At 74.1% G+C, this 25,240-nt stretch carries 21 protein-coding genes; 16 read left to right on the forward strand and 5 right to left on the reverse strand.

The genetic code is table 11. The features are described from left to right. Positions 1–9: 9 nt before the first annotated feature. Positions 10–1,320, reverse strand: a complete 1,311-nt coding sequence (locus tag ACIP67_RS35150; RefSeq protein ID WP_401697328.1) for an O-acetylhomoserine aminocarboxypropyltransferase/cysteine synthase family protein — start codon at positions 1,318–1,320, stop codon at positions 10–12. Next, positions 1,317–2,345, reverse strand: coding sequence for an isopenicillin N synthase family dioxygenase (locus ACIP67_RS35155; RefSeq protein ID WP_401697330.1), 1,029 nt, complete (start codon positions 2,343–2,345; stop codon positions 1,317–1,319). The genes ACIP67_RS35150 and ACIP67_RS35155 overlap by 4 nt, the downstream gene beginning before the upstream one ends. Before the next feature lie 867 nt (positions 2,346–3,212). On the opposite strand from ACIP67_RS35155, the gene ACIP67_RS35160 reads away from it, so the two are divergent. Both ACIP67_RS35160 and ACIP67_RS35165 read left to right on the forward strand, forming a co-directional pair. Continuing rightward, the gene (locus ACIP67_RS35160; protein ID WP_401697332.1) at positions 3,213–4,574 is read left to right on the forward strand and encodes a bifunctional o-acetylhomoserine/o-acetylserine sulfhydrylase; all 1,362 of its coding nucleotides are present in this window, start codon (positions 3,213–3,215) and stop codon (positions 4,572–4,574) included. Next, positions 4,571–5,713, forward strand: coding sequence for a homoserine O-acetyltransferase (locus ACIP67_RS35165; protein WP_401697432.1), 1,143 nt, complete (start codon positions 4,571–4,573; stop codon positions 5,711–5,713). The genes ACIP67_RS35160 and ACIP67_RS35165 overlap by 4 nt, the downstream gene beginning before the upstream one ends. Positions 5,714–5,776: 63 nt before the next feature. Here the strand turns inward: ACIP67_RS35165 and ACIP67_RS35170 are convergent, their stop codons facing one another. Continuing rightward, the gene (locus ACIP67_RS35170) at positions 5,777–6,886 is read right to left on the reverse strand and encodes a rhodanese-like domain-containing protein (protein ID WP_401697334.1); all 1,110 of its coding nucleotides are present in this window, start codon (positions 6,884–6,886) and stop codon (positions 5,777–5,779) included. A gap of 214 nt (positions 6,887–7,100) precedes the next feature. Here ACIP67_RS35170 and ACIP67_RS35175 point away from each other — a divergent pair, with 214 nt between their 5' ends. The 14 genes from ACIP67_RS35175 to tgmB all read left to right on the forward strand — a co-directional run bounded on the left by ACIP67_RS35175 (position 7,101) and on the right by tgmB (position 22,713). Next, the gene (locus ACIP67_RS35175; RefSeq protein WP_401697336.1) at positions 7,101–7,805 is read left to right on the forward strand and encodes a GntR family transcriptional regulator; all 705 of its coding nucleotides are present in this window, start codon (positions 7,101–7,103) and stop codon (positions 7,803–7,805) included. Positions 7,806–8,228: 423 nt separating this feature from the next. Beyond that, positions 8,229–9,608: an LLM class flavin-dependent oxidoreductase gene (locus ACIP67_RS35180; RefSeq protein ID WP_401697338.1), complete on the forward strand. Its 1,380-nt coding sequence runs from the start codon at positions 8,229–8,231 to the stop codon at positions 9,606–9,608. A 98-nt stretch (positions 9,609–9,706) separates the two neighbouring features. Further along, positions 9,707–10,636 (forward strand): ABC transporter substrate-binding protein, encoded by a 930-nt coding sequence (locus ACIP67_RS35185; RefSeq protein ID WP_401697340.1) that lies wholly within the window; start codon positions 9,707–9,709, stop codon positions 10,634–10,636. Positions 10,637–10,772: 136 nt separating this feature from the next. Then, positions 10,773–11,816 (forward strand): ABC transporter substrate-binding protein, encoded by a 1,044-nt coding sequence (locus ACIP67_RS35190; protein ID WP_401697342.1) that lies wholly within the window; start codon positions 10,773–10,775, stop codon positions 11,814–11,816. Then, on the forward strand, positions 11,816–12,835 hold the full coding sequence (locus ACIP67_RS35195; RefSeq protein WP_401697344.1) for an ABC transporter permease: 1,020 nt from the start codon (positions 11,816–11,818) through the stop codon (positions 12,833–12,835). The genes ACIP67_RS35190 and ACIP67_RS35195 overlap by 1 nt, the downstream gene beginning before the upstream one ends. Next, entirely contained in the window at positions 12,832–13,677 is an 846-nt protein-coding gene (locus ACIP67_RS35200; RefSeq protein WP_401697346.1) for an ABC transporter ATP-binding protein, read from the forward strand. Before ACIP67_RS35195 ends, ACIP67_RS35200 begins: the two co-directional genes overlap by 4 nt. Beyond that, complete coding sequence (locus tag ACIP67_RS35205) at positions 13,674–14,774, forward strand: phosphotransferase enzyme family protein (RefSeq protein WP_401697348.1); 1,101 nt, start codon at positions 13,674–13,676, stop codon at positions 14,772–14,774. The genes ACIP67_RS35200 and ACIP67_RS35205 overlap by 4 nt, the downstream gene beginning before the upstream one ends. An 856-nt stretch (positions 14,775–15,630) precedes the next feature. Beyond that, a complete protein-coding gene (locus ACIP67_RS35210; RefSeq protein WP_401697349.1) occupies positions 15,631–16,902 on the forward strand; it encodes a hypothetical protein in 1,272 nt (423 codons plus the stop codon). A gap of 140 nt (positions 16,903–17,042) precedes the next feature. Next, a complete protein-coding gene (locus ACIP67_RS35215; protein WP_401697350.1) occupies positions 17,043–17,603 on the forward strand; it encodes a (2Fe-2S)-binding protein in 561 nt (186 codons plus the stop codon). Then, positions 17,600–18,595, forward strand: coding sequence for an FAD binding domain-containing protein (locus ACIP67_RS35220; protein ID WP_401697351.1), 996 nt, complete (start codon positions 17,600–17,602; stop codon positions 18,593–18,595). Before ACIP67_RS35215 ends, ACIP67_RS35220 begins: the two co-directional genes overlap by 4 nt. Further along, positions 18,592–20,694, forward strand: a complete 2,103-nt coding sequence (locus tag ACIP67_RS35225) for a xanthine dehydrogenase family protein molybdopterin-binding subunit (protein WP_401697353.1) — start codon at positions 18,592–18,594, stop codon at positions 20,692–20,694. Before ACIP67_RS35220 ends, ACIP67_RS35225 begins: the two co-directional genes overlap by 4 nt. A 310-nt stretch (positions 20,695–21,004) precedes the next feature. Next, positions 21,005–21,286 carry a DUF1232 domain-containing protein gene (locus ACIP67_RS35230; RefSeq protein ID WP_401697354.1) on the forward strand — a complete coding sequence of 94 codons (282 nt, stop codon included), beginning with the start codon at positions 21,005–21,007 and terminating at the stop codon, positions 21,284–21,286. A 233-nt stretch (positions 21,287–21,519) separates the two neighbouring features. After that, on the forward strand, positions 21,520–21,711 hold the full coding sequence (gene tgmA / locus ACIP67_RS35235) for a putative ATP-grasp-modified RiPP (protein WP_401697355.1): 192 nt from the start codon (positions 21,520–21,522) through the stop codon (positions 21,709–21,711). A gap of 15 nt (positions 21,712–21,726) precedes the next feature. Next, positions 21,727–22,713, forward strand: a complete 987-nt coding sequence (tgmB, locus tag ACIP67_RS35240) for an ATP-grasp ribosomal peptide maturase (RefSeq protein ID WP_401697356.1) — start codon at positions 21,727–21,729, stop codon at positions 22,711–22,713. A 144-nt stretch (positions 22,714–22,857) separates the two neighbouring features. Here tgmB and ACIP67_RS35245 read toward each other — a convergent pair whose 3' ends face one another. Together ACIP67_RS35245 and ACIP67_RS35250 are read right to left on the reverse strand one after the other, a co-directional pair. Then, positions 22,858–23,163, reverse strand: a complete 306-nt coding sequence (locus ACIP67_RS35245; protein WP_401697357.1) for a DUF5133 domain-containing protein — start codon at positions 23,161–23,163, stop codon at positions 22,858–22,860. A gap of 122 nt (positions 23,164–23,285) precedes the next feature. Further along, positions 23,286–25,055, reverse strand: coding sequence for an ABC transporter ATP-binding protein (locus tag ACIP67_RS35250; RefSeq protein ID WP_401697359.1), 1,770 nt, complete (start codon positions 25,053–25,055; stop codon positions 23,286–23,288). Positions 25,056–25,240: the final 185 nt, after the last annotated feature.

The following is a 25,240-nucleotide window of genomic DNA, read 5'->3' on the forward strand; positions in this document are numbered from 1 at the left end:
GTCCGCCGCTCACACGACGGCCGCCCTCAGGCCCGTTTCGAGATCGGCGATGAGGTCGTCGACTCCTTCGAGGCCCACGGAGAGCCGCACCAGGCCCGGGGTCACACCCGCGGCCGCCTGCCGATCCGGGTCGAGTTGGGCGTGGGTGGTGGACGCGGAGTGGATGACCAGGCTGCGCACGTCGCCGATGTTGGCGAGATGGCTGAACAGCCGTACGCCTTCGACGAAGCGGCGGCCGGCTTCCAGCCCGTCCACGAGCTCGAAGGCGAGGACCGCTCCCGCGCCGCGCGGCAGGTACCGCTTGGCCTGGCTCCCCCAGGGGCTGGACGGCAGGCCCGCGTAGTGGACCCGTCCGACCTGCGGCTGTGCCTCCAGCCACGCGGCCAGGGTCCGGGCGTTGGAGACGTGCCGCTCGATGCGCAGACTGAGCGTCTCCAGCCCCTGGAGGAGCAGGAAGCTGTTGAACGGGGAGACGGCCGGGCCCAGGTCCCGGACCAGCCGGGTGCGCAGGCGCAGCGCGTAGGCGAGACCGAGGTCGGAGAACCGGTCCCAGAAGGACAGCCCGTCGTACGTCGGATCGGCGTGGGTCAGGCCCGGCCACCGGTCGGGGTCCGCGCCGAAGTCGAAACGGCCGCTGTCGACGACGACCCCGCCGATGCCGGTGCCGTGCCCGGACAGGAACTTGGTGGTGGAGTGCACGACGATGTCGGCGCCGTGCTCGAAGGGGCGCAGCAGCCAGGGCGTCGGCACGGTGTTGTCGACGACGAGCGGCACACCGACCTCGTGGGCGATACGGGCGACCGCCTCGATGTCGAGGACGTTGCCCCGCGGGTTGCCGATGCTCTCGCCGAACATCGCCTTGGTGCCGGGGCGTACGGCCGAGTACCAGGCGGCCAGGTCGTCCGGGTCGTCGACGAAGGTGACCGCGATGCCGAAGTCGGCGAAGGTGTGCTCCAGGAGCGTGCGGGTGCCTCCGTAGAGGGAGGGCGAGGCGACGACATGGTCTCCGGCACGCGCCAGGTTCAGCAGGGCGAGGGCCGTCGCGGCCTGTCCGCTGGCCACGGCGACGGCGGCGGAACCGCCCTCCAGGGCCGCGATGCGCTCCTCGGCCACGGCGGTGGTCGGATTGGACAGCCGGGTGTACGCGTGCGTGGAGAGGTCGTCGAGGGCGAACGCCGCGGCGGCGTGCGCGGTGTCGCGGTAGACGTAACCGGCGGTCTGGTGGACCGGCACGGCCCGCGCGCCGGTGGCCGGATCGGGTACGGCGCCGGCGTGGACCTGACGCGTCTCGAACTCCCAGCTCTTCGGATCGCCGGTCATCGGGCGCCTCCGTGCTTCGCCAGGACGTCCGGCCACCAGCGTTCGGCGACCCGTGGGTGTGAGCGGAGCCAGCCGACCACGGCGTTCTCCCCGAAGGCGGCCAGGAGGGGGTTGTCGGGGTCGTCGGTGACACCGCGGCTGCGGGCGGCGAGCTCCGGCGGCAGCCGGAGCGGCTCGACGACCGCGTCGAGCCGCGGTCCGAGGAAGAAGGGGACGGAGTAGCGGTCGACGCCCGGCCGCGGGCTCACCACCCGGTGCCGCGTGGCCTTCAGATAGCCCTGTGTGGCGATCTCCAGCATCTCGCCGATGTTGACCACGAAGGCGTCCGGTACGGGCACGGCGTCGATCCAGCCGCCGTCCTCCCGCTGGACCTGGAGCCCGCCGACCTCGTCCTGCTGCAACAGGGCGAGGTAGCCGTAGTCCTTGTGTGCGCCCACTCCCTGGCCGGCGTCCTCGGCGGGGCGCGGCGGATAGTGCACGATCTTGACGTGCACGGCCGCCTCGTCGTCGAACCACTGGTCGAAGTAGGCCTCCTCCTGCCCGAGCGCGGCCGCCAGGGCCCGCAGCACCTCCCGGCTCACGCGCAGCGCCTCCGTCTGCCAGCGCAGCACGATGTCGCGCAACTCCGGCAGCGCGGAGGGCCACTGGTTCGGCCCGACGAGGCGGAGGTAGTCGGGGTCGCCGGGTGCGACGTCCAGGGCCGCCCGCTCCGGACCGATGTCGATCTGCTCGCGCCAGTCCGCACCGCCGGCCGTGTACTCGGTCCCGACCCGCGTGTACCCGCGGAACTGCGCCGAGTTGACGTTCTCGATCTCCAGCCGCCGCTCCTCCGGGAGGGCGAAGAAGGCACGGGCCGCGCGCAGGACCTCGTCCCGCAGGGAGGCGGGAACGCCGTGTCCGGTGACGTAGAAGAACCCCACGTCGTGGGCGGCGTCGCGGAGTCCGGCCAGGAAGGCGTCCCGGTCGGTGCCGGGATCTCGGAAGCGGGAGATGTCGACGACGGGGAGGGCGGTGGGCTGTGCCATGGGATTCCTTCGCGGCGGCAGCGGACGTCTGCGCGGCGCCGGGTGGGGCAACGGGCGTACGGGGACGGCCGGTTGCGGAGGAGCAGTCGAGTGCGCCGAGAGCGGTTTCGGGGAAGGGAGGATCGAGATCGCGGGCCGTCACACGGCGGTCAACGACAGATCTGATCGAACTGGTCGGCGCGGCGGCTCACCCAGAACGGGTCGAGCAGCACCGTGTGTGCCTGGCCAGTCGTCTCCATGGCCGGATCAAAGCACACGTTCGCGGGTGCGTCCACCGAGTGTCCCGACGGACGGGACGACGGCCGGGACGGCTGCCGGGACGGCTGCCGGGACGACGGCCCGGCGGACGGCCCGGCGGACGGCCCGGCGGACGGCCCGGCGCGTACCCGGCCGACGGTCCGGCGCGCACCCGGCGGAGGGTCCGGCGGACGGCCCGGCGCACGCCCAGCGGACGGCCCGGCGCGTACCCGGCCGTCGGTCCGGCGCGCACGCGGCGGACCGCCGGCGGAGGGTCCGGCGCGCACCCGGCGGACCGCCGGCGGAGGGTCCGGCGGACGGCCCGGCGGACGGCCGGGGCAGGCGGCCGGGGCAGGCGCCCAGGTGCGCCGTCTCCTCCCCGGCGTGCTGGTGCGCCGTCACCATCTGTGGTTACCTGACTCCATGACCGTGCTCGTGACCCGCCGCCACGTGGACTACGTGCGTGTCACCACCACGTGTTGTTCCGCCGTGAGCTGACGCCGCGCTCCGGCCTTCGATCCCCCTCTTCACCACCGCACCGCGCGGCCCTCCGCCCTGCCTCCTTCCGGTCGGGCGGCAGCCCCGCGGCGTCTGCACAGCACCCCGCACCGCCCCGCACGAGGGAGAACCATGACCCAGCCCATCGACTCCGTCACCGCCGGCCACACCCCCGAGGACGAACCGGCCGGGCCCGACACCTCGGCCTGGTCCTTCGAGACCAAGCAGATCCACGCCGGCGCCGCACCCGATCCGACGACCGGGGCGCGGGCGGTGCCGATCTACCAGACCACCTCGTTCGTGTTCCGCGACACCCAGCACGCCGCCGACCTGTTCTCGCTCGCCGAGCCGGGCAACATCTACACCCGCATCCACAACCCGACCCAGGACGTCTTCGAGCAGCGGATCGCCGCACTCGAGGGCGGGGTCGCCGCGGTGGCCCTGGCCTCCGGGCAGGCCGCGGAGACCCTCGCCCTCCTGACCCTGGCGAGCGCGGGCGACCACATCGTCTCCAGCACGTCCCTGTACGGCGGCACGTACAACCTGCTTCGCCACACCCTGCCCCGGTTCGGCATCGAGGTGTCCTTCGTCGACGACCCGGACGACATCGACGCCTGGCGAGCGGCGATCCGGCCGAACACGAAGGCCCTGTTCGCCGAGACGCTCGGCAATCCGCGCGGCAACGTGCTCGACGTGCGGGCGGTGGCGGACGTCGCGCACGAGGCCGGCGTCCCGCTGATCGTGGACAACACCGTGCCGACCCCCTACCTCCTGCGGCCCATCGAGCACGGCGCCGACATCGTCGTGCACTCGGCCACCAAGTTCCTCGGTGGACACGGCACCACCATCGCCGGAGTCGTCGTCGACGGCGGCACCTTCGACTTCGGCGCGCACGCCGAGCGCTTCCCCGACTTCAGCGAGCCGGACCCCAGTTATCACGGCCTGCGGTACTGGCCCGCCCTCGGCCCCGGCGCCTTCGCCGTCAAGCTGCGCGTGCAGCTGCTCCGCGACATCGGGCCCGCCCTCTCCCCGCACGCGGCCTTCCTACTGCTCCAGGGCGTGGAGACGCTCAGCCTGCGCATCGAGCGGCACTCCGCCAACGCCCAGGCGCTGGCCGAGTGGCTGGAGCAGCGCGACGAGGTCGCCGCCGTCCACTACCCGGGGCTCGAGTCCAACCGGTGGTACGCGGCCGGGCAGCGCTACCTTCCGCGCGGCGCCGGGGCCGTGCTGTCGTTCGAACTGCGGGACGGGGTCGAGGCCGGCAAGCGGTTCGTCGACGGCGTCGAGCTCTTCAGCCATCTCGCCAACATCGGCGACGTGCGCAGCCTCGTCATCCATCCGGCGTCCACCACCCACAGCCAGCTCGACGAGGAGCAGCTGGCGGCGACCGGCACCTCGCCCGGCCTGGTCCGCCTGTCGGTCGGCATCGAGAACCTCGCCGATCTCAAGGCGGACCTGGAGGCCGGGTTCCGCGCGGCGAAGGGCGCGTCCTGAACGCCGTAGCAGCCGCCGAGGTTCCCCTCCCGCCGGTCTCCGGGGCCTGGCGGGAGGGGGACCCTCGGGGCCGCCGCCGATGGTACGTGCGGGAGAAGCCACTGCCGTTGGAGGCAGGGGGCGAACTGCCGGGTGTGCGGCTCGCGTTCGAGACCTGGGGGCGGCCGGCACCGGGCGGCTCCAATGCCGTACTGGTGCTGCACGCGCTCACCGGTGACAGCCATGTCGCCGGACCGGCCGGACCCGGTCACCCCACGCCCGGCTGGTGGGACGGGCTCATCGGGGCCGGTCTGGCACTGGACACGGACCGCTGGTTCGTCGTCGCCCCCAACGTGCTGGGCGGCTGCCAGGGCAGTACCGGACCGTCCTCGACGCGTCCCGACGGACGGCACTGGGGCGGGGCCTTCCCCCGTCTGACACAACGCGACCAGGTCGCCGCGGAGGCCGGTCTGGCCGACGCGCTCGGCATCGACCGCTGGGCCCTGGTGGTCGGCGGTTCCATGGGCGGGATGCGCGCCCTGGAGTGGGCCGTCGCGTACCCGGAGCGCGTGGGCGCGCTCCTCCTGCTCGCCACCACGGCGGCGGCGAGCGCGGAGCAGATCGCCTGGGCCGGCATCCAGCTCCACGCCATTCGCGGTGACCCCCACTGGAACGGAGGCGACTACTACGACACCGGCCGGGGTCCGGACGCCGGACTCGGCCTGGCCCGCCGCCTCGCCCACGTCACCTACCGCAGCGAGCCGGAGTTGCAGGTCCGCTTCGGCCGCGCGCCCCAGGGTGCGGAGGCCCCCTGGAACGGCGGCCGGTACCAGGTCGAGTCCTATCTCGACCACCAGGCCGCCAAGCTGGTGCGCCGCTTCGATGCGGGAAGCTACGTCGTGCTGGCGGACGCCATGAACACGCACGACGTCGGTCGCGGTCGCGGCGGTACGCGCGCCGCCCTGCGCCGCGTGACCGCCAGGACGCTCGTCGCCGGGGTGAGCTCCGACCGCCTGTACCCCCTCGGCCAGCAGGCGGAGCTGGCCGCCGGGATCCGCACGGCGGACCGCCTCCGGGTGATCGAATCCCCCTACGGCCACGACGGCTTCCTCATCGAAGGGGAGCAGGTCGCCGCGCTCGTACGGGAGCTCGTCGGGTGACGGCGGCCGGTGTTCCGCCGGGCGCGGCGCGCGGGCCCCGGTGCCCCGGGCGCCGCTCGGTCCTCACCCCGTCAGGACCGGCAGCGTGCGGTCGGCCGTCCATTCCTCCAGTGAGCCGTCGTAGACGCGCACGTCCTCGACCCCGGCCAGGGTGAGGCCCAGCGCGGCGAGGGTGGCGGAGATGCCGCCGCCGCAGTAGACGACCACGGGGCGTGTGGCGTCGGCGGGCAGCCCTGCGGCGTAGGCGTTCAGCAGCCGGTCGGGGACGACGTCGCCGTGCTCGCTCAGGACGCCCCGCGCGGGCAGGCTGACGCTGCGCGGGATGCGGCCGCGCCGCGTGTAGCGGGTCGGGGCCGTGCCCTCGAAGTGCTCCCGGCCGAGAGCGCAGACCAGCGTGCCCGGCCGCCGGCCGAGGCTGATGTCGTGGACGAGCCGACGGTCGGCCCACAGGTCACGCCCCCGCTCGGGCCAGGCGTCCGGTGCGTGGCGGCCCGGCGGGCGCACGGCGAGCGCCTCGGCGTCGGCGTGGGCGAGCCGCGGGCCCGCCGTGGTGGGGCGCGCGGCGGTGGGATCCGCCGTGATGGGGTCCGCCGTGGTGGGGCGCGCCGTGATGGGATCCGCCGTGATGGGATCCGCCGTGATGGGATCCGCCGTGATGGGATCCGCCGTGATGGGGTCCGCCGTGGTGGGGCACGGCGCGGTGGGGCGCGCCGGGGTGGCGTCGCCGCTCTCGACGGGCAGCCCGAGCCGCCTCCAGCGGGCCAGGCCCCCGTCCAGGACGCGGGCGGCCACGCCGGCGTTGCGCAGTGTCCACCACAGCCGGGTCGCCCACTGCATGCTGCCCGCGTCGTAGACGACCAGCTCCGTGGCGGGGCCGGCGCCCAGCGAGGCCAGTTCCCGGTGTACCGCCGCCGGACCGGGGGCGGCGAAGTGGAAGGGCGCCGCCGGGTCGGTGAACCGGGTGAGCAGATCGACGTGGAGGGAACCGGGCAGGCGGGCCTCGCGCCAGGCCGACCGGCCCGACTCGGCCCGGTAGTCCCCGTCGTGGCGGGGCGGGGCCAGCAGCACGGTGGCGTCGACGATCAGACGATGGCCACCGGGCGGTGTGGCCGCCGCCAGTTCCTCGGGGGTGACCAGCACCTGGGTCCTGTCCGTTCCGCGCTCCTCGGCCACCGCGCCATGACTCCTCACCTGGTCCTTTTCCGGCGCCCGGTCGCATCGGTCCGGCGCGCGCGGCCCACACCGGCCGGGTGGGCACCGCGATGCTAGCCCGGCGTGTATGCGTGTGTCGACACGCGTATACGCTGGTGTACAGAGGGCGGGTCGGTGGTCTACGCTGCGGACGTCGCCGAGGCGGCGCATCGTCGGTCCGGAGCAAGAGGAAGTCATGAGCACAGCGCGCAAGGCGGTCGGTCCGCCCCCGCCGGACCCCGACCGGGACCAGCCGGAGCAGCACGGCTCCGAGCACTACTGGCGGCTGCGGCAGGACATCCTCAACGGCCGCTTCCCCAAGGACGCACCGCTCCTGGAGACCGCCCTGAGCTCCGCGTACGGCATCTCCCGGACACCCGTCCGGGAGGCACTCGGCCTGCTGGAACACGACGGTCTGCTGGAACGCGCCCCCCGCGGCTACCGCATCCGCTCGGGCACCTCCGAGGACGTCGTGGAGATCTACGAGGCGCGGATCGCCCTGGAGTCGGAGGCCGCCGCCTCGGCCGCGCTGCGCCGTACCGACCTGGACCTGGCGCGCCTGCGCCACCAGCACGAACTGATCTGCGATCCCGACAGCGAGCACGCCGCCCGGGCCGCCAACTTCCGTTTCCACGAGGTCCTCTGGCAGGCCGGCCACAACGCGACCATCGCCGAGCTGCTGGTGAAGCTCACCGCCAGGCTGCGGATCTACGACAGCGGTCCGCCCTCCTCCTTCGGCGACCCCGACGTGCTGCGCGAGGAACACGAGCGGATCCTGCGGGCGCTTCAGGACCACGCGCCCGACGAGGCGCGCGCCGCGACGCGGGCCCACCTCAAGCGCAGCCTCGACCAGCGCATCCGCGTCCTGGTCAGCGGCGGGGACACGGAGTCCGGCGGCTGACCCGCCCCGCACCCGTTCCCACCCACCGCGCTCCCCGGCCGGCCGGCCACCACCACACCGGCCGGCCCCAGCCCCAGCCCCAGCCCCAGCCCCAGCCCCAGCCCCAGCAGCATGCTCCGGAGCACAGCACCGGACGAGGACCGGGACCTTCCCGGCGAGACCTGACGAGACCAGACGAGACCAGACGAGAGGAGACCATCGTGGCCGGCCACCCGCCCCGTCTCCTCGTGCCGCGGCGACACGGCGATCCACGCCCGCACACCGACTGTCACTGTCACTGTCGCTGTCGCTGTCGTTGTCACTGTCACTGTCGTTGTTGTCGCGGTCGTCGCGTCCCCTCCGCCTCTCGCCGTCCTCCCCCGTCACTCCCGTCCGCCGGCCCCGCCCCCGCCGCGTCGGCCACCGCACCAGGAGCAGCACCGCATGAGCAGCAGCACCGACCGGCGCATCCGCCTCAACGCCCTCCGCCAGTCCACCGTCGGCCACACCGCCGCGGGACTGTGGCGCCACCCCGACAGCCAGGCCCACCGCTACCGTGACCTCGGCCACTGGACGGAAACCGCCCGCATCCTCGAACGCGGCCGCTTCGACGCGCTGTTCATCGCCGACGCCCTCGGCCCGCTGGAGGTCTACCAGGGGCGGGTCGACGCGGCCCTGCGGGACGGGATCAACACCCCCACCGACGACCCGCTGCTCCTGGTCAGTGCCCTGGCGGCGGCCACCCGGCACCTCGGGTTCGCGGTCACCGTCTCCGCCACCTACGAACTGCCCTACGCGTTCGCCCGCAAGATGACCACCCTCGATCACCTCTCCGGCGGCCGGATCGGATGGAACGTCGTCACCTCGGCGCTGGACAGCGCGGCGCGCAACCTCGGCCTGACCGAGCAGATACCGCACGACGAACGGTACGTGCGCGCCGAGGAGTTCATGGAGGTCGTCTACAAGCTGTGGGAGGGCAGCTGGGAGGACGGCGCCGTGGTGCGTGACACCGGGGCGGGAGTCTTCGCCGACCCCGCGCGCGTCCACCCCGTCGCCCACCGGGGCCCGTACTTCGACGTGCCGGGCATCGCCCTGTCCGAGCCGTCCGTGCAGCGCACGCCGGCCCTCTACCAGGCGGGTACCTCACCCGCGGGGCAGACCTTCGCCGCCCGGCACGCCGAGGGCGTCTTCCTGTCGGCGTACCGCCCCGAGATGGCAAGCGGGCTCGTCGACTCCATCCGGGCCAAGGCCGCCGAGGAGGGCCGCGACCCCTCGGACCTGAAGTTCTTCGCGGGGGTCACCGTGATCACCGCGCGCACCGACGCCGAGGCCCGCGCGAAGTACGAGGACTACCGCGGGTACGCCTCGCTGGAGGGGAGCCTCGCCCGCTACAGCGCCCTCCTGCACATCGACCTCTCGCGGCTCGACCCCGACATCCCCCTGGAGTACGTGGACACCGAGGGCATCCGCGGCATGGTCGAGGTCTTCACCCGGCTCGACCCCACCCGCACCTGGACGCCCCGGGAGATCGCCGACTTCGTGGGGGTCGGCGGCGGGGGGCCGGTCATCGTGGGCTCCCCGTCGACCGTCGCCGACGAACTCGAACGGTGGATCGACGCCGCCGGCGTCGACGGCTTCAACATCGCCGACCCGGTCACCCCCGTCACCCTGCGGGACTTCGTCGACCTCGTCGTCCCCGAACTCCAGCGCCGGGGACGGGTGTGGACCGAGTACGAGGGCGCCACGCTGCGCGAGTACCTCGGCCGCCCCGGACACCCGAGGCTGCCCGTGGACCACCCCGGCGCCGCCCACCGCCGCCCCTGATCCCGTCCCGCCCCCGGGAGGACGCGCGCCGGCGCCCCGTACGCCCCGGGCCGCGCGTCCCGCCCTCCGTCACGCCGTCCGCCCCCTCGGAGCCACCCGTGTCCCAGACCCGCGTCATGCTCGACTACTTCCACCCCTGGCCCAACGCGGCCGGCTTCTACACCGCCCGCGACCGCGGCTGGTACCGCGACGCCGGCCTCGACGTGGAGCTGGTCGTACAGGACCCCGGAGTCGGCGACACACTGGAGTACCTCACCCGCCGTCGCGTCGACTTCGGTGTGTTCCCGCCCAACCGCCTGCTGGCACGCCGGGCCCGCGGTGAACGCCTGATCGGCGTCGCCGCGGTCAACCACCGCGGACTGGAGGCCGTCCAGACCGTCACCGGCAGGGACATCGTGCGTCCCCGCGACCTCGCCGGCCGGCGCATCGCCTTCAACCCGACCCCGCGCGGCCGGGCCATGATCCGCCACCTGATAGCCGCCGACGGCGGCGACCCGGACTCCTTCGTCACCGTCGACGCGGGCTTCCGGGAACTGACGGTGGACGACATCGAAGCCGGCCGCGCGGACGCCACCTTCGGCAACTACTGGTCCTGGGACGCCCTGCGCGGCGACCTGCCCGACGCACGCCGGATCACCTGGCCGGTCGACGAGATCGGCGCCCCCCGCTACCACAGCTACCTCCTCGGCGCCCACGAGGAACTCGTCGACGCCAACCCCGTCCTGGTCGGCGCGTTCCTCGCGGCGACCGCCCGCGGGTACCGCGCCGCCGCCGAGGACCAGGCACGCACCCTCGCCCTCCTCGAACGCGTCATCCCCTACTTCCCGCAACCGCTGATCGCCCGCTCCCTCGCCCTCGTCGCCCCCACGTGGACCGACGCACAGGGCCACTGGGGCGTCGTGGACGCCGACCGCACCGGACCCTACGCACGGTGGCTCGCGGCCCACGGCGCCCTCCCCTCCCCCGAGGGCTGGCAGGCGTCGTACACCAACCGGCTCCTGCCGCTCGCCCCGGCGGTCGCCGCGTGAGGCCCCGCCTGACCCGGCGGGTACCGGTCGACCTCAAACGCACGTGCAGCGCGCTCTGTCGCACGGCCGCCGTACCGCACCCCGTACCGCACCCCGTACCGATCACCGCCGTGCCCGCACGAAGAGAGCCCCCGCCATGACCCGCCGTTCCCCGCTCCGCCGCACCGTCCTGCCCGCCGCGGCCGCCGCCCTCCTGTTCGCGGTGACCGCCTGCTCCGCCGGCACCGAGGCGACCGCCTCCGACCCGTCCGCCACCACGGTCACCCTGGCCCTGGACTGGACGCCGAACACCAACCACACCGGCATCTACGTCGCCCAGGAACTGGGCTGGTTCGAGGACGCGGGCATCGACCTGAAGATCCTCCCCTACGGCTCCACCGACCCCAACACCCTCATCGCCTCCCACAAGGCGGACTTCGGCATCTCCTACCAGGAGGGCATCACCGTCGCCCGAGCCGCCGGCCAGGACATCACGTCGGTGTACGCGGTCACCCAGAAGACCGACGTCACCATCGCGGTCTCCGCGGACCGCGACGACATCCGCACCCCCAAGGACCTCGACGGCAAGACGTACGCCGGCTTCGGCGCCGCCTACGAGAAGCCCCTGCTCCAGAAGGTCATCCGCAACGCGGGCGGCAAGGGCGAGTTCACCTCGGTCGCGCTCAACACCTCCGCCTACGCGGCCCTCTACGCCGGCCAGGCCGACTTCGCCATGCCGATGCCCACCTGGGAAGGGCTGGAGGCCGAGCTCACCGGCAAGCCTCTGAAGAACTTCGCCCTCTCCGACTACGGCTTCCCGGAGATCTACTCCACGCTGATCGCGTCGTCCGACGCCTATCTGAAGAAGAACACCGGCACCGCGAAGAAGGTCGTCGCCGCCCTGTACAAGGGCTACGCCTACGCCGCCGCCCACCCCGAGAAGGCCGCCGACCTGCTGATCAAGGCGAACAAGAGCGAGCTGACCAACACCGAGCTGGTGCACGAGAGCGCCCAGCTGCTCGCCGACGACTACTACCGGGCCGCCGACGGCACCCTCGGCGGCCAGTCCGCCGAGCGCTGGCAGGACTTCGCCGACTTCGAGTTCCAGGCGGGCCTGCTCACCGACGCGAACGGCAAGAAGCTGACCGAGGCGCCCGACGCCTCCGCCTTCTTCACCGACGACTACCTGCCGGAGCAGTGATGGACGCCCCCACGGCCCCGTCCGCCGCCTCCACCGCCTCCACCGGCTCCACCGCCTCCACCGACTCGGCCGCCTCGACCAGCTCCACCGCCTCCACCGACTCGGCCGCCTCGACCAGCTCCACCGCCTCCACCGGCTCGGCCGCCTCGACCGGCTCCACCGGCCGGGCGGCCGCGACGGCAGCCGACCCCGCGGCGGCGCTCCACCGCGCCGCACCGCCGGCCACGCGCCGCGTGCGCGGCCGAGCCGCGGCCGTCCTCGCCACCGTCTGGCCGCCCCTGCTGGTCCTCGCCGTCCTCGTCGCCGGCTGGCAGACCTACACCACGGTCACGGCCATGGACCCCACGGTCCTGCCCAGCCCCGGCCGGGTCCTCGCCCAGGGCTGGGAGAACCGGGCGGACCTGTGGGCCAACACCGTGCCCACGCTCCAGGAGACCGCCGCCGGTTTCGCCCTGTCGTTCGCCCTGGCCTGGGCGGTGGCGGTGCTGCTGGACTTCTCCACCGCGGCCCGCCGCGGCCTGTACCCGCTGCTGGTCGCCTCCCAGACCATCCCGATCGTCGCCGTCGCCCCCCTGCTGATCATCTGGTTCGGCTTCGGACTGCTGCCGAAGATGCTCGTCGTCACCCTGGCCACCTTCTTCCCGCTGGCGGCCAACCTCGCCGCCGGATTCGCCTCCGCCGACCGTGAGGCGATGCGACTGCTGCGCTCGCTGGGCGCCGGCCGCCTGCGCACCTTCCGGCTCCTGCGGGTGCCCAGCGCCATGCCGTACTTCTTCGCCGGACTGCGGGTCAGCATCACCTACGCGGTCGTCGGCGCGGTCTTCGCGGAGTACGCGGGCGCCGAGAGCGGGCTCGGCATCTACATGCAGGCCCAGAAGAGCGCGTTCCGCACCGATCTGGTGCTGGCGGCCGTCACGGTGACCGCCGCGCTCAGCATCGCCCTGTTCGCGGCGACCTACCTGCTCGAACGCCTGCTGCTGCCGTGGCAGCGCATTCTCCGGAACGAGGATCCGTCATGAGCACCGTGGACCCCGCGCCCCCGCACCGCGGCGGACTGGAGGTGCGCGGCGTCGGCAAGTCCTTCGGCACCCTGGAGGTGCTGCGCGACCTGCACCTCACGGTCCGCCCCGGTGAGTTCGCCGCCGTCATCGGCCCCAGCGGCAGCGGCAAGTCGACCCTGTTCGACCTCGTCTCCGGCCTGGAGCGGCCCACCGGTGGCACGGTCCTCGTCGACGGCGAACCGACCGGCCCCCGCTCCCGCCAGGTCGCCCACATGCCCCAGAAGGACCTCCTCTTCCCCTGGCGGACCGTCCTGGACAACACCGCGCTCGGCCTGGAGGCGGAGGGCGTGCGCCGCAAGGAGGCCCGGCGGCGGGCCGACGAGCTCTTCGAGGCGTTCGGCCTGGACGGCTTCCAGCGGGCCTACCCCGCCCAGCTCAGCGGCGGCATGCGGCAACGCGCGGCGCTGCTGCGCACGGTCGTGCCGGGCCGGCCGGTGCTGCTGCTCGACGAGCCGTTCGGCGCGCTGGACTCGCTGACCCGCGCCGACATGCAGCTGTGGCTCGCCCGGATGTGGCAGCGCTACCGCTGGACGGTCGTGCTGGTCACCCACGACATCCGCGAGGCGGTCCTGCTCGCGGACACCGTGCACGTCCTCTCCCCGCGCCCCGCGACCGTCGTCGAACGCATCGAGATCCCGCGCGGCGGACCCCGCGGACACACCGGCCTCACCGAACCCGCCCTGGCGGCCGTGGAACAGCGCGTCCTCGCCGCCCTGCAACGCCGCACGGCGCCCGTCGGCGCGGCCCCCGACGGCGGCGGCCGCCCTCCCGCCCCCGAGTACGAGGAGTCCTCCGCGTGAGCACCCTGCTGGCCCACGGCCTGGGCCACGAGCCGGTGCGCCCCGACTGGGAGCCGCTGACCGAACGGGAGGTCGCCGATGTCCTGGGACGTCCCGCCCGGGTGCTGTGGCGCAGCCCCCGGCCCCTGTCCGCCGCCGCGCTCGTGGACGCCGGACGCCCCCTGTTCGTCAAGCGCCACCACGTCAGCGTGCGCACCCTGGACGGCCTCGCCGAGGAGCACGCCTTCCTGCGCCACCTGCGCGCCAACGGGGCCCCGGTGGTGGACGTCGTGTCCGCCGCCGGCCGCGGCGAGTGGGTGTACGAGGTGCACACCGCCGGCACCGGCACCGACCTGTACCGGGACGCCCTGTCCTGGTCGCCGTTCACGTCCGCCGGGCACGCGCGGCAGGCCGGGGCGGCACTGGCCCGGCTGCACCTGGCCGCCGTCGGCTTCGACGCGCCGCGCCGCCGGGTGCAGCCGCTGGTGAGCTCCTTCACCGTGTTCGCCGACCGCGACCCGGTGACGGCCCTGCACCGCTACGTCGACGCCCGCCCCGCGCTCGCCGACGCCCTCACCGGCCGGCCCTGGCGTGACGACCTGGAGCGGCTGCACCTGCCGTACCACCGTGAACTGGCGCCCCACCTGGGCGCGCTGGAGCCGTTGTGGACGCACAACGACTGGCACGCCTCCAACCTCCTGTGGGACGCCACGCGTTCCCCGGCGACCGTGTCGACCGTCCTCGACCTGGGCCTCAGCGACCGCACCACCGCCGTCCACGACCTGGCCGTGGCGCTGGAACGCAACATCGTGCAGTGGCTGGACCTGCCGTCCGGGGAGGTCCGGGTCCACCTCACGCACCTGGACGCCCTGCTCGACGGCTACACCGCCGTGCGTCCCCTGACGGCCGTCGAACGCGCCGCGCTGCCGGCCCTGCTGCCCCTGGTCAACGCGGAGTACGCGCTCTCGGAGATGGACTACTTCCGGGGCGTGACGCGATCGGAGACCAACACCGCTCTGGCGTACGCCTATTTCACCGACCACACCGCGTGGTTCGGCGGCCCCGCGGGCCGACGGCTCCTCGACCGGCTGCGCGACCGCCTGGGCCTGGCCGGCTGACCGCGGCCACCCGCCCGGGCAGCGCCCCCACCCGGGCCCGGCCCCCGGATCCGGGCCGCTGGGCTCTGCCCGCCCCGAAGCGCTCCGGGGCGGGCAGAGCCGTACGGGCCCGGCGGGCCGCGGAGGAGGTACGGCGGCTCGCCACGGAGGCCGCGATCGTCCCCCAGGCCCTCCGGTCGTGCCCGGAGGTGAGAGCCGTGGGCTCGGGGCAGCCGCGACACCGGGGCACGACCGGGGAAGACCGGGGCACGACCGGGGAAGACCGGGGCACGACCGGGGGCGGGAACAGGGCCCGCCCCGACGCGGATGGCGGGCGAGCCCTGTCCACCGGATCGATTGTCCGGGCCGTGACCGGCCCGGACCACGCGTGCGTGGGGGGCGGCCCGGGTGAACCGTGCACACCCCGTGTGCGGCGGCAGCGTCCGGACCGTTTCAGCGACACGAGCCGACGTGTCCGCCGTCGGCCCGCAGGGTGCCGTCGGTCGTGGACCGCCACGAGCCGACCCTCGGGCCCCCGGCCGCGCGGCTCCTCGACGCCCTTCCCCAGGCACCGCCGACGCCCGTCGACGGCCCGGGACGGGGCCGGGCCGACGGCGATGCCGCACCGAGGCCCTGGGCGGAACCGGTCACCAGTGCGGTGCGTCCTTCGAGCGCCGGATACATCGGGCGCGCCCCCGGTGGCGCTGCCGGTCGCGCCGTCCGTGCCCCCAAGTGGCCGCACCGGCGCGCGTGGCCCGTCCCGCAGGTGGGAAGGCGCTACGCGACCCGGTCCGCACCCGACCCCGCTTGATCACCCACCCGCCGCGACGACGATACTGACTACTCCCCCGTCGTCCCCGCTCTCCCGAATGGACCCATGCTCACCTCCCCGCCCGCCCCGCCCACGACTCCCTCCACCGTGTGGCTGGCCCGCGGCCGGCACACCGGGCCGACCGCGCCGGACGTCCTGCGCAAGCACCTCCGGTCACTCAAGGACGACGCGACGATCCAGGACTTCCTGGAAGTTCCCGAGGAGGACACCGTCGACGGCGAGCTCGCCTTCGAGGCCCGGTGGCTGCTGCCCGACGACGTGACCGTGCGTGCCCGGCTGACCCTCGCGGAGTGGTCGGGGCGCGGGCAGGAGTGGACGCTCGTCGCGGAGGCGGAGCGGCCGTGGGACCTGCGCGGCCCGTCGCCCGCCGCCATGTTCTGGCCCTGGGCCGCGGACGCGGACGCCCCGTGGGGCCACGAGACGGTCACCGGGCAGCGGTACCTGGACATCAACCCGCTCCCGGCGGACGACAAGGAACTGCGGCGCACCCTGCGCGACGCCTGCCGGGACACCTGGACCGTTCACGTGGTCGTCCACGAGGCCATGACGCCCGACGAGCGGGGCCGCCGGTCGCTGGTCCCGCTGCTGCCCGCCGGCCTGCACCACCGCGTGGTGGAGCACCGCGCCGCACCGCACCAGCTGCGCACGGTGAACTGGGCGCTGCGGGACCTCGCCGTGGAGCTGCCGCGCGGCGGTGCCCTGGTGCTGCCCGGATCGCCCGCTCCGGAGGCGTACGAGGCGGGATCCTTCTCGGTGCGCAGCGTGTTCCTGGACGGTTCGCACCCCACCGAGCTGCTGGACGCGGTGACCCGGTTCGCCGTGCTGCCCAAGCCGCTGCCGGAGGGCGGCGAGGCGGCGCTCACCGCGCTGCGCGAGCAGTGGCTGCTGCTGACCCTGGAGGAGGAGCTGGCCCGCGAGCGCTCCCTGGTGGCGATGTACAAGGAGGCGCTCGAGGCGATGACCCAGTCCCGGGACCTCTACCGGGAGGCCGCCGAGCAGGCCCACGAGGCGCTGGCCGCCTACCGCGAGGCGGCCGAACTGGGCGAACGCCCGCAGCCGCAGCCGAAGCCCGTCGGCGGCTCCCCGTTCCAGCAGCTGGGCCGGACCCTGGAGCGGCTGCGGGAGACGGCGAAGGGCCTGCGGCCCGCCCTGCCGACCGCGGGCGGCTCCCGCGAGCCGGACCGGAACGGCCCGGAGACGGTCCCGGACGAGGACGTCACGGAAAGGGACGGTGCGGAGATCGCCGGCGCGGAGAAGGCCGGCTCCGGACAGGACGGCGGGACGCCGGGCGGCGGGACGCGGGGCGGCGCTGCCTAGCGGACATGCGGGCCGTTCCGTGCCCCTCGCGCAGCGTCCTCCGCCCCTTCCGTCTCTTTCCGTGCCGGTACGTGTGGCGCGGCGCGGACTGGATACGCGGTGCCCACGGCATGACGGATCTTCCGGAAGGGATCCATCCCATGGGCAGCGAGCACGGCTCCGCGGGCGGCACCGCCGCGTCGCCTCCCCACCGCTCCGACACGAGGCTGCGGGTCAACGGCAAGCCGCACACCCTCTCCGTCGACCACCGGCGGGTCCTGCTGGACGTCCTGCGCGAGGACCTGGACCTCACCGGCGCCAAGAAGGGCTGCGACCACGGTCAGTGCGGCGCGTGCACGGTGCTCGTCGACGGCCGGCGCGTCAACAGCTGTCTGCTGCTCGCGGTGTCCCTGGACGGCTGCGACGTGACGACCGTCGAGGGGCTGTCCGGCGACGGTGAGGCGCCGCACCCGCTCCAGCGGGCGTTCCTGGAGCGGGACGCGTTCCAGTGCGGGTACTGCACGCCGGGCCAGCTCTGTTCCGCGGTCGGCGCGATCGCAGAGGCGGAGGCGGGCCATCCCTCGCACGTCACGGACGTCCGGGCGTCCTCGGGGCCGGTGGCGCTGAGCCGGGAGGAGATCCGTGAGCGGCTCAGCGGCAACCTCTGCCGGTGCGGCGCCTACCCCCGTATCGTCGACGCGGTCGAGGACGTGGTCCGGTGAAGCCCTTCGCCTACGTGCGGGCCGGCAGCCTCGCCGAGGCCGCCGACGCCTACGCCTCCCACCCCGGCGCGCGCTACCTGGGCGGCGGCACCAACCTCGTCGACCTGATGAAGCTCGGCGTGGAGGAGCCCACCGCCCTCATCGACGTCACCAGGCTCCCGCTGGACCGGGTGACGGAGCTGCCGGACGGCTCGCTGCGGGTCGGGGCCCTGACCCGCAACAGCGACCTGGCGGCGCATCCGCTGGTCCGTGACCGCTACCCGGTGCTGTCGCAGGCGCTGCTCGCGGGAGCCTCGGGGCAGCTGCGCAACGCCGCCACCACCGGCGGCAACCTGCTCCAGCGCACGCGCTGCCCGTACTTCCAGGACGTCTCCAAGCCGTGCAACAAGCGCAAGCCCGGCAGTGGCTGCGGCGCCCGCGACGGCGTGCACCGCGACCACGCGGTGCTCGGACACTCGGAGCGGTGCATCGCCACGCATCCGTCGGACCTGGCCGTGGCCCTGGCCGCGCTGGACGCGCAGGTCGAGCTGTACGGTCTGGCGGGCGTGCGCCGGGTGCCCGCCGCGGAGTTCCACCGGCTGCCCGGCGAGCACCCGGAACGGGACGCCGTGGCCGAACCCGGGGAACTGGTCACCGGCGTGCTGCTGCCGGCCGCCACGGCCGGGCTGCCGTCGGCGTACCGCAAGGCCCGCGACCGGGCTTCGTACGCCTTCGCGCTGGCCTCCGTCGCCGCGGTGCTGGAGGTGGCGGACGGTGTGGTCGCGCAGGTCGGGCTCGCTTTCGGGGCGCTGGCGCACCGGCCCTGGCGGGCCGGGCGGGCGGAGGAGGCGCTGCGCGGCGCGGCGCCGACCGCGGCCTCGTTCGAGCACGCCGTCGGCCTCGAACTGTCCGCCGCCCGGCCGCTGCGCGACAACGCCTACAAGGTGCCCCTCGCCCGCAACCTGGCCGTCGACGTCCTGACACGGCTCGCGCACCCCCGGGAGGAGTCATGACGGCCGCCGCCGTGGGTGCGCCCGTCGAGCGGCGGGACGGACCGGAGAAGGTCACCGGCACCGCCCGGTACGCCGCCGAGTTCCCCCTGCCGGGGCGGCTGTTCGCCCGCCCCGTGCCGGCCACGGTCGCGCGCGGACGGGTGACGGGCGTCGACGTGTCCGAGGCGTCCGGGATGCCCGGCGTCGTCTGCGTCCTCACCCACGAGAACGCGCCGCGCCTGGCCGATCCGGGCGACGCCACCCTGGCCCTGCTCCAGGGCCCCGGGGTCCCGCACCGGGGCTGGTTCGTCGCCCTCGTGGTGGCCGACGGCCCGGAGGCGGCCCGGGCCGGCGCCGCCGCCGTCCGCGTCTCCTACGCCGAGGAGCCGCACGACGTCACCCTGTCCGCCGCGCACCCGGCGGCCTACGTGCCCGAGGAGGCCAACGGCGGTTACCCGGCCGTCCGGGAACACGGCGACCCGGAGGGCGCGTGGGCGGACGCGGCCGTGCGGGTCGACGCCGGTTACCGGGTGCCGCCCCTGCACAACCACCCCATGGAGCCGCACGCCAGCACCGCGCACTGGGACGGCGAGCATCTGACGGTGCACACCTCCAGCCAGGGCACCACGGTCGTCCGGGCCCTGCTCGCAGGGATGTTCGGGCTGGAGGAGGAGCAGGTCTCGGTCGTCGCCGAGTACGTCGGCGGCGGTTTCGGGTCCAAGGGCACGCCCCGGCCGGACGTGGTCCTCGCGGTGATGGCCGCGCGGCACACCGGACGTCCGGTCACGGTGGCGCTGCCCCGCCGTTTCCTGCCCGCGGCCGTCGGACACCGGGCGCCCACCCTGCACCGGATCCGCCTCGGCGCGGACACCGACGGCCGGCTGGCGTCCCTCGTCCACGAGGTCACCACGCACACCTCCCGGGTGAAGGAGTTCGTGGAGCAGGCGGCGGTCCCCGCGCGGGTCATGTACGCCGTGCCGCACAGCCGCACGGTGCACCGGGTGGTGCCGCTGGACGTGCCCACGCCGTCCTGGATGCGGGCGCCCGGGGAGTGCCCGGGCATGTACGCCCTGGAGTCGGCCGTGGACGAACTCGCCGTCGAGCTGGGTATGGACCCCGTCGAGCTGCGGATCCGCAACGAGCCGCGGGACGAGCCGGACACCGGCAGGCCGTTCAGCAGCCGGCACCTCGTGGAGTGCCTGCGCGAGGGCGCGCGCCGGTTCGGCTGGGAGGGGCGGGATCCACGCCCGCGCGCCCGCCGCGAGGGGGCGCTGCTGATCGGCACGGGCGTGGCCGCCGCCACCTACCCGGTGCTGGTGCTGCCGTCGACCGCGGCGGCCCGGGCCCTGCCCGACGGGAGCTTCCTCGTCGAGACCAACGCCACGGACATCGGCACCGGGGCCCGGACGGTGCTGGCGCAGATCGCCGCGGACGCGCTCGACGTCCCGCCGGAACGGGTCCGGATCCGGGTGGGCAGCAGCGACCTGCCGGCGGCGTCACTGGCCGGCGGCTCCTCCGGCACCGCCTCCTGGGGCTGGCCGGTCCACGAGGCCTGCTCCCGCCTCGCGGAACGCCTGACCGGGTTCCCCGGCCCGGTGCCCGAACAGGGCCTGGTCGTGCACGCCGACACGGCGGGCCGGGCCGACGCCGAGAGCCCGTACGCGCGGCACGCGTTCGGGGCGCACTTCGCGGAGGTCGCCGTCGACACGGTGACGGGCGAGGTGCGGGTGCGGCGCCTGCTGGGGGTGTTCGCCGCGGGGCGCATCCTGAACGCCAGGACCGCACGTTCCCAGTTCGTCGGCGGCATGACCATGGGACTGGGCATGGCCCTCAGCGAGGGCAGCACCCTGGACGCCGCCTTCGGCGACTTCACCGAGTCCGACCTGGCGTCGTACCACGTGCCCGTGCACGCGGACGTGCCGGACATCGAGGCCCACTGGGTGGAGGAGGACGACCCGCACCTCAACCCCCTGGGCGGCAAGGGGATCGGCGAGATCGGCATCGTGGGGTCCCCGGCCGCCGTCGGCAACGCCGTGCACCACGCCACCGGGGTCCGGCTGCGCGAACTGCCCCTGACGCCCGACCGGGTGCTGGCGGCGCTGTCGGCGTCCGGCCGGTGAGCACGTGCGGCCGGTGAGCGCGTCCCGCCACCGGGCCGGGCGGCCGTCGGCCCCGGCGGCACCGGACCGGCGCCTGAAATGCCCCCGCACGCCGGTCCGGTACAACTCCTGCGCCCCCCTCGGAGCGACGTGCGAGGGAACCCTGCCATTACCGGGTACGCCGGTACGTTGCGCCGCTCGGGCGTGGCAGTCGTGTGGAACGGCGAGATATTGCCGTCGGAAAGGGGGCATTCGGGAATCGAAAACGGGGAAATCGATGACCGGGGGAACCACCGCACACCGCGCGGCGGACCGCGCACAGGGAGGGCCCGTGGATGCGACGACCACGCTCATCGCCGTCGCGGTGGTGCTGGCGGCGGCGCTGTTCGCCGTGGCCGCCGTCGTGCTGGTCCGGCTGGTCCGGGCCCGGAGAGGGCTGCGGCGGGCGGGTCTGCCGACCGGACCGCGCTGGGTCTTCTGGGGCGCCGTCGCGTACTTCGTCCTCCCGACCGATGTGATCCCCGACCCGGTGTACCTCGATGACATCGGTGTCCTGCTGCTCGCCCTGCGCTCCCTGCGCCGCACCCCCGACCGCGCCGAAATCGCCGACTGACCCCCCGGTGACGAGTTTTCGCCCCGCCCGAGGCCCATCCTCCCTGCTCAGCTCCCCGCGCCGCGCCCCACAGCCGTGTCGAACACGGAGAGTAAGGAAACCATTCACCCGTTCGATTCGTATAAGTGACTGAAGGTCCGGGTGACGGGCCGAAGGTCGCACCACACAGCGGGCCCGAGTGACGTCGCACAGCGGCACCGCTTGATCGAGGCAGTACCGACGAGGGAGAGACGATGCAACCGTTCGCGCTCGACTACGCACGCCCCGCGGCGGAGTTGGAGTTCGCCACTCCGTACGCCTACGACCCAGGACTTCAGTTGAACGTGTTCCTAGACGGCCGGGTCGCCGCCCGCGACCACGCGCTGCTGAGGGAACTCGGGACGACGACCTCGACGGCGGGTTCCAAGACGCACTTCGACGACTGATCACGGGCCGACACGATGACCGTGCTCATCCTGACCTGTGAAGAGGACGTCACGGCGGACATGGTGGTCGTCCACCTGAACGCCGCGGGCGTCCCCGTCGTGCGGCTCGACCCCGCCGACCTCACCCAGACCGTCGCGCTCTCCGCGGAGTACGTGCACGGCGGCTTCCGGGGCCATGTGTCGTCCGCGGGGCGGCTGGTGAGCCTGGACGCGCTGCGGTCCGTCTGGGTCCGCCGGCCGGGTACGGCGGCGGCCCGGGCCCCCGAGCCGTCCGCGTGGCTCACCGAGGAGGCCTCGCAGGCGCTGTACGGGATGCTCCGCGGCGGCGGGGCGCGCTGGATGAACCATCCGGACGCGGCCCGCCGGGCCCGGCACAAGCCCTGGCAGCTGAGACTGGCCCAGCGCAGCGGCCTGCCGGTGCCGGCCACGCTGATCACCACGTTCCCGCAGGCGGCGCGGGACTTCGCGGAGCGCTACCCGGACCTGGTGGTCAAGCCGGTCTCCGGGGCGCATCCGCAGGACCCGCCCCGGGCGGTGCCCACCACCCGGGTGCCGCCGGGCACCGACTTCGCCGCCGTCGCCTACGGTCCGACCCTGCTGCAACGGCGGGTGGCCAAGCGGGCGGACATCCGGCTGACGGCGGTCGGCGACCGGCTGCTGGCCGCCCGCAAGGAGACCCCGGACGACGGCGACTCCGACGTGGTGGACGTGCGCTTCGCGCCGTCCGCCGCGCCGTGGCGCCCGGCGGAGGTCCCGCCGCGCCTGGCCGACTCCGTGCGCACGTATCTGCGCGAGGCGGAACTGGCCTACGGCGCCTTCGACTTCGCGGAGGACGCCGACGGGACGTGGTGGTTCCTGGAGTGCAACCAGTCGGGGCAGTTCGGTTTCGTCGAGGTGGACACCGGCCAGCCGATCGCGCTCACCGTCGCGCGGTGGCTGGCCCGGCCCGAGCCCGGGGGGCACCCGCGGCCGACGGACCGCTGCGGTTCGGCGGCCCACTGAGCCCCTCTCCTCCCTGCTCCTTCGCCCGCCCGGGCCGGAAGCCTGCTCCTTCGCCCGCCCGGGCCGGAAGCCTGTGGAAGCGCTTCCGGCCCGGGCCGGTCGGCACAAGGGCGCACATCGTCCGTTCCCCGGTGGTCCGGGCGCTCAGACGGCCAGGGACAGCCCGCTCTCCCCGTCCCGCTCCTGGTCCCTTCCCTGGCTCTTCCCCTGGTCCGGTTCCTGCCTCGGTACGCGGGCCGCCGGAGGGCTCCCCACCGCGGAGACGAGCAGGGCGTCCGCCGCGGCGACCGCCTCGCGCACGTCGGAGGTGCCCATGAGGACACACAGCGTGTAGGTGACGTCCTCCAACTCGCGGGCCGTCTGCGGGCTCTCCCGCTCCGCCTGAGCGATCTTCAGCGACGCGTACCGGGTCAGCAACGTCCTGACGGCCTTAGGGTCCGGAACGATCACGAGCGCCCCTCTCTCCAGATGTAGTGCGCAGCGTGTGCCCGGACCCGGGCGATTCATGCGTGGGCGCGCCGGGCGTCACCCTCCGGGGGGACGATTTCCGCCACTTGGCCCCCGTCCGGGCATCAGGCGGCCTGACCCCCGTGCAGCGCCGTGTACGCGCCGCCGCGGTGCAGGAGTTCCTCGTGGGTGCCGGTCTCCAGGATCTCGCCGTCCCCCATCACGACGATGCGGTCGGCGCCGCGCACGGTGGACAGGCGGTGCGCCACCACGAACGTGGTGCGGCCGCGCAGCAGACGGGCGAGGGCCTGCTGGACGAGCGCCTCGGAGCGGGTGTCGAGCGCGGAGGTGGCCTCGTCGAGGATCAGCACCTTGGGGTCCCTGATCAGGGCGCGGGCGATCGCCAGCCGCTGCTTCTGCCCGCCCGACAGCCGTGCCCCGCGCTCACCGACGAGGGTGTCCAGGCCCTCGGGCAGCCGGTCGACGAACTCCAGGGCGTTGGCGTCCCGCAGGGCCGTGCGCACCGTCTCCTCGTCGGCCTCGTCCTCCATGCCGTAGGCGACGTTCTCCCTGATGGTGCCGTCGAAGAGGATCGACTCCTGCGGGACGACGGACACGAAGCGCCGGTAGGTGCGCAGGTCCAGCGTGTTCATGTCGGTGCCGTCGAGCAGCAGTCGGCCCGAGGTCGGCCGGATGAAGCCGATGACGAGGTTGAGGACGGTGGACTTGCCCGCTCCGGAGGCACCGACCAGGGCGACGGTCTCGCCCGGTGCCACGGACAGCGTGAAGTCGCGCACCGCCGGCCGGCCGCTCTCGTACGCGTATCCGACCTGGTCGAAGGTCACCGCGCCGTGCAGACGGGCGAGTTCGGCCTTGCCCTCGTTGTCCTCCAGTTCGGGCGCCTGGAGCACCTCACCGACCGAGCGGACCGACTCCAGTCCCTTGGTGATGATCGGGGCGAGACCGGTGAGCGTGGTGGTGGAGTTGGTGAGGGTGGTGAGGAAGGCGCTGAGCATGACCACGTCGCCCGGGGTGACGCCCCACACGTCGTAGTACGAGACCAGCGCGGCGCCGGTCAGCACGAGCACCCCGACGACGTTGAGGACGACCCAGGCGATCGAGCCGAAGCGGCCGTTGAGGAGGTCGAGGCGCATCCCGGAGGTCAGCAGGCGGTGCAGGGTGCCGTCCATGCGGCGCAGCGCCTTGCCCTCCAGGCCGTGGGCGCGGGTGACCGGGATCAGCCGGGTCATCTCCGTCACCCGGGAGGAGAGCGTCTCCACCTCGTGGCGGAAGTCCTCGTTGTGGGTGCGCAGCCGGGACCGGAGACGGGCCACGACGAACGCGGCGGCGGGCACCACGACCAGGAAGACGGGCAGGAACTCCGGGGTGCGCACGGCGATGATGACCAGACCGCCGGTGAGGACGGTGAGCGCGCCGAGGCCGTTCTCCGCGGTCTGCTGCACCATCTGCTCGACGGCCTCGACGTCCCGTACGACCTTGGCCTGGAGCACGCCGGCGCTGACCCGGGAGTGGTAGCCGATGGACAGCTGCTGCATCCGGGTGCACAGCGCGGAGCGCAGGGTGGTGCCCATGCGGCGGACGCTGCCGTAGAGGAGGCGGACGTAGAGCAGGTGCAGCGGGTAGTTGACGACCAGGATGAACAGGATGACGCCGGCGCTCGTCCAGAGTTTGCCGATCGGCTGGTGCTGGACGACGGTGTCGATGATGGACGCGGTGATGAGGGGCAGCAGCCAGATGGGGCTGTGCTTGACGGTGAACACGACGACCGCGCCGGCCAGGCGTCGGCGGTCGGCGCGCAGGAGGTAGGCGAGCGTGCGGATCGGGTGTTCGTCCCGGTAGCGATGGTCGAGGGGCCTGTCGTGCGACGACGCCATCGGCGGTGGTCCTCCCTGGTGCCGGATGAAGGGGCCGTTGCGGGGGGCTCTGGTCGCCCCCCGCACAGCAAGCGCTTTCTTTCCCGGTGTGGCCGGGGATAACCCCCGTCCCGAGCGGCCCGTCGGTCACGGACTCGTGACCTCTCCGCGCCGTCGGGGAAACCGGACAGGTCCGGTGCGCCGCC

The sequence above is a fragment of the Streptomyces sp. NPDC088812 genome, from assembly GCF_044750285.1.
Taxonomy (GTDB): Bacteria; Actinomycetota; Actinomycetes; order Streptomycetales; family Streptomycetaceae; genus Streptomyces.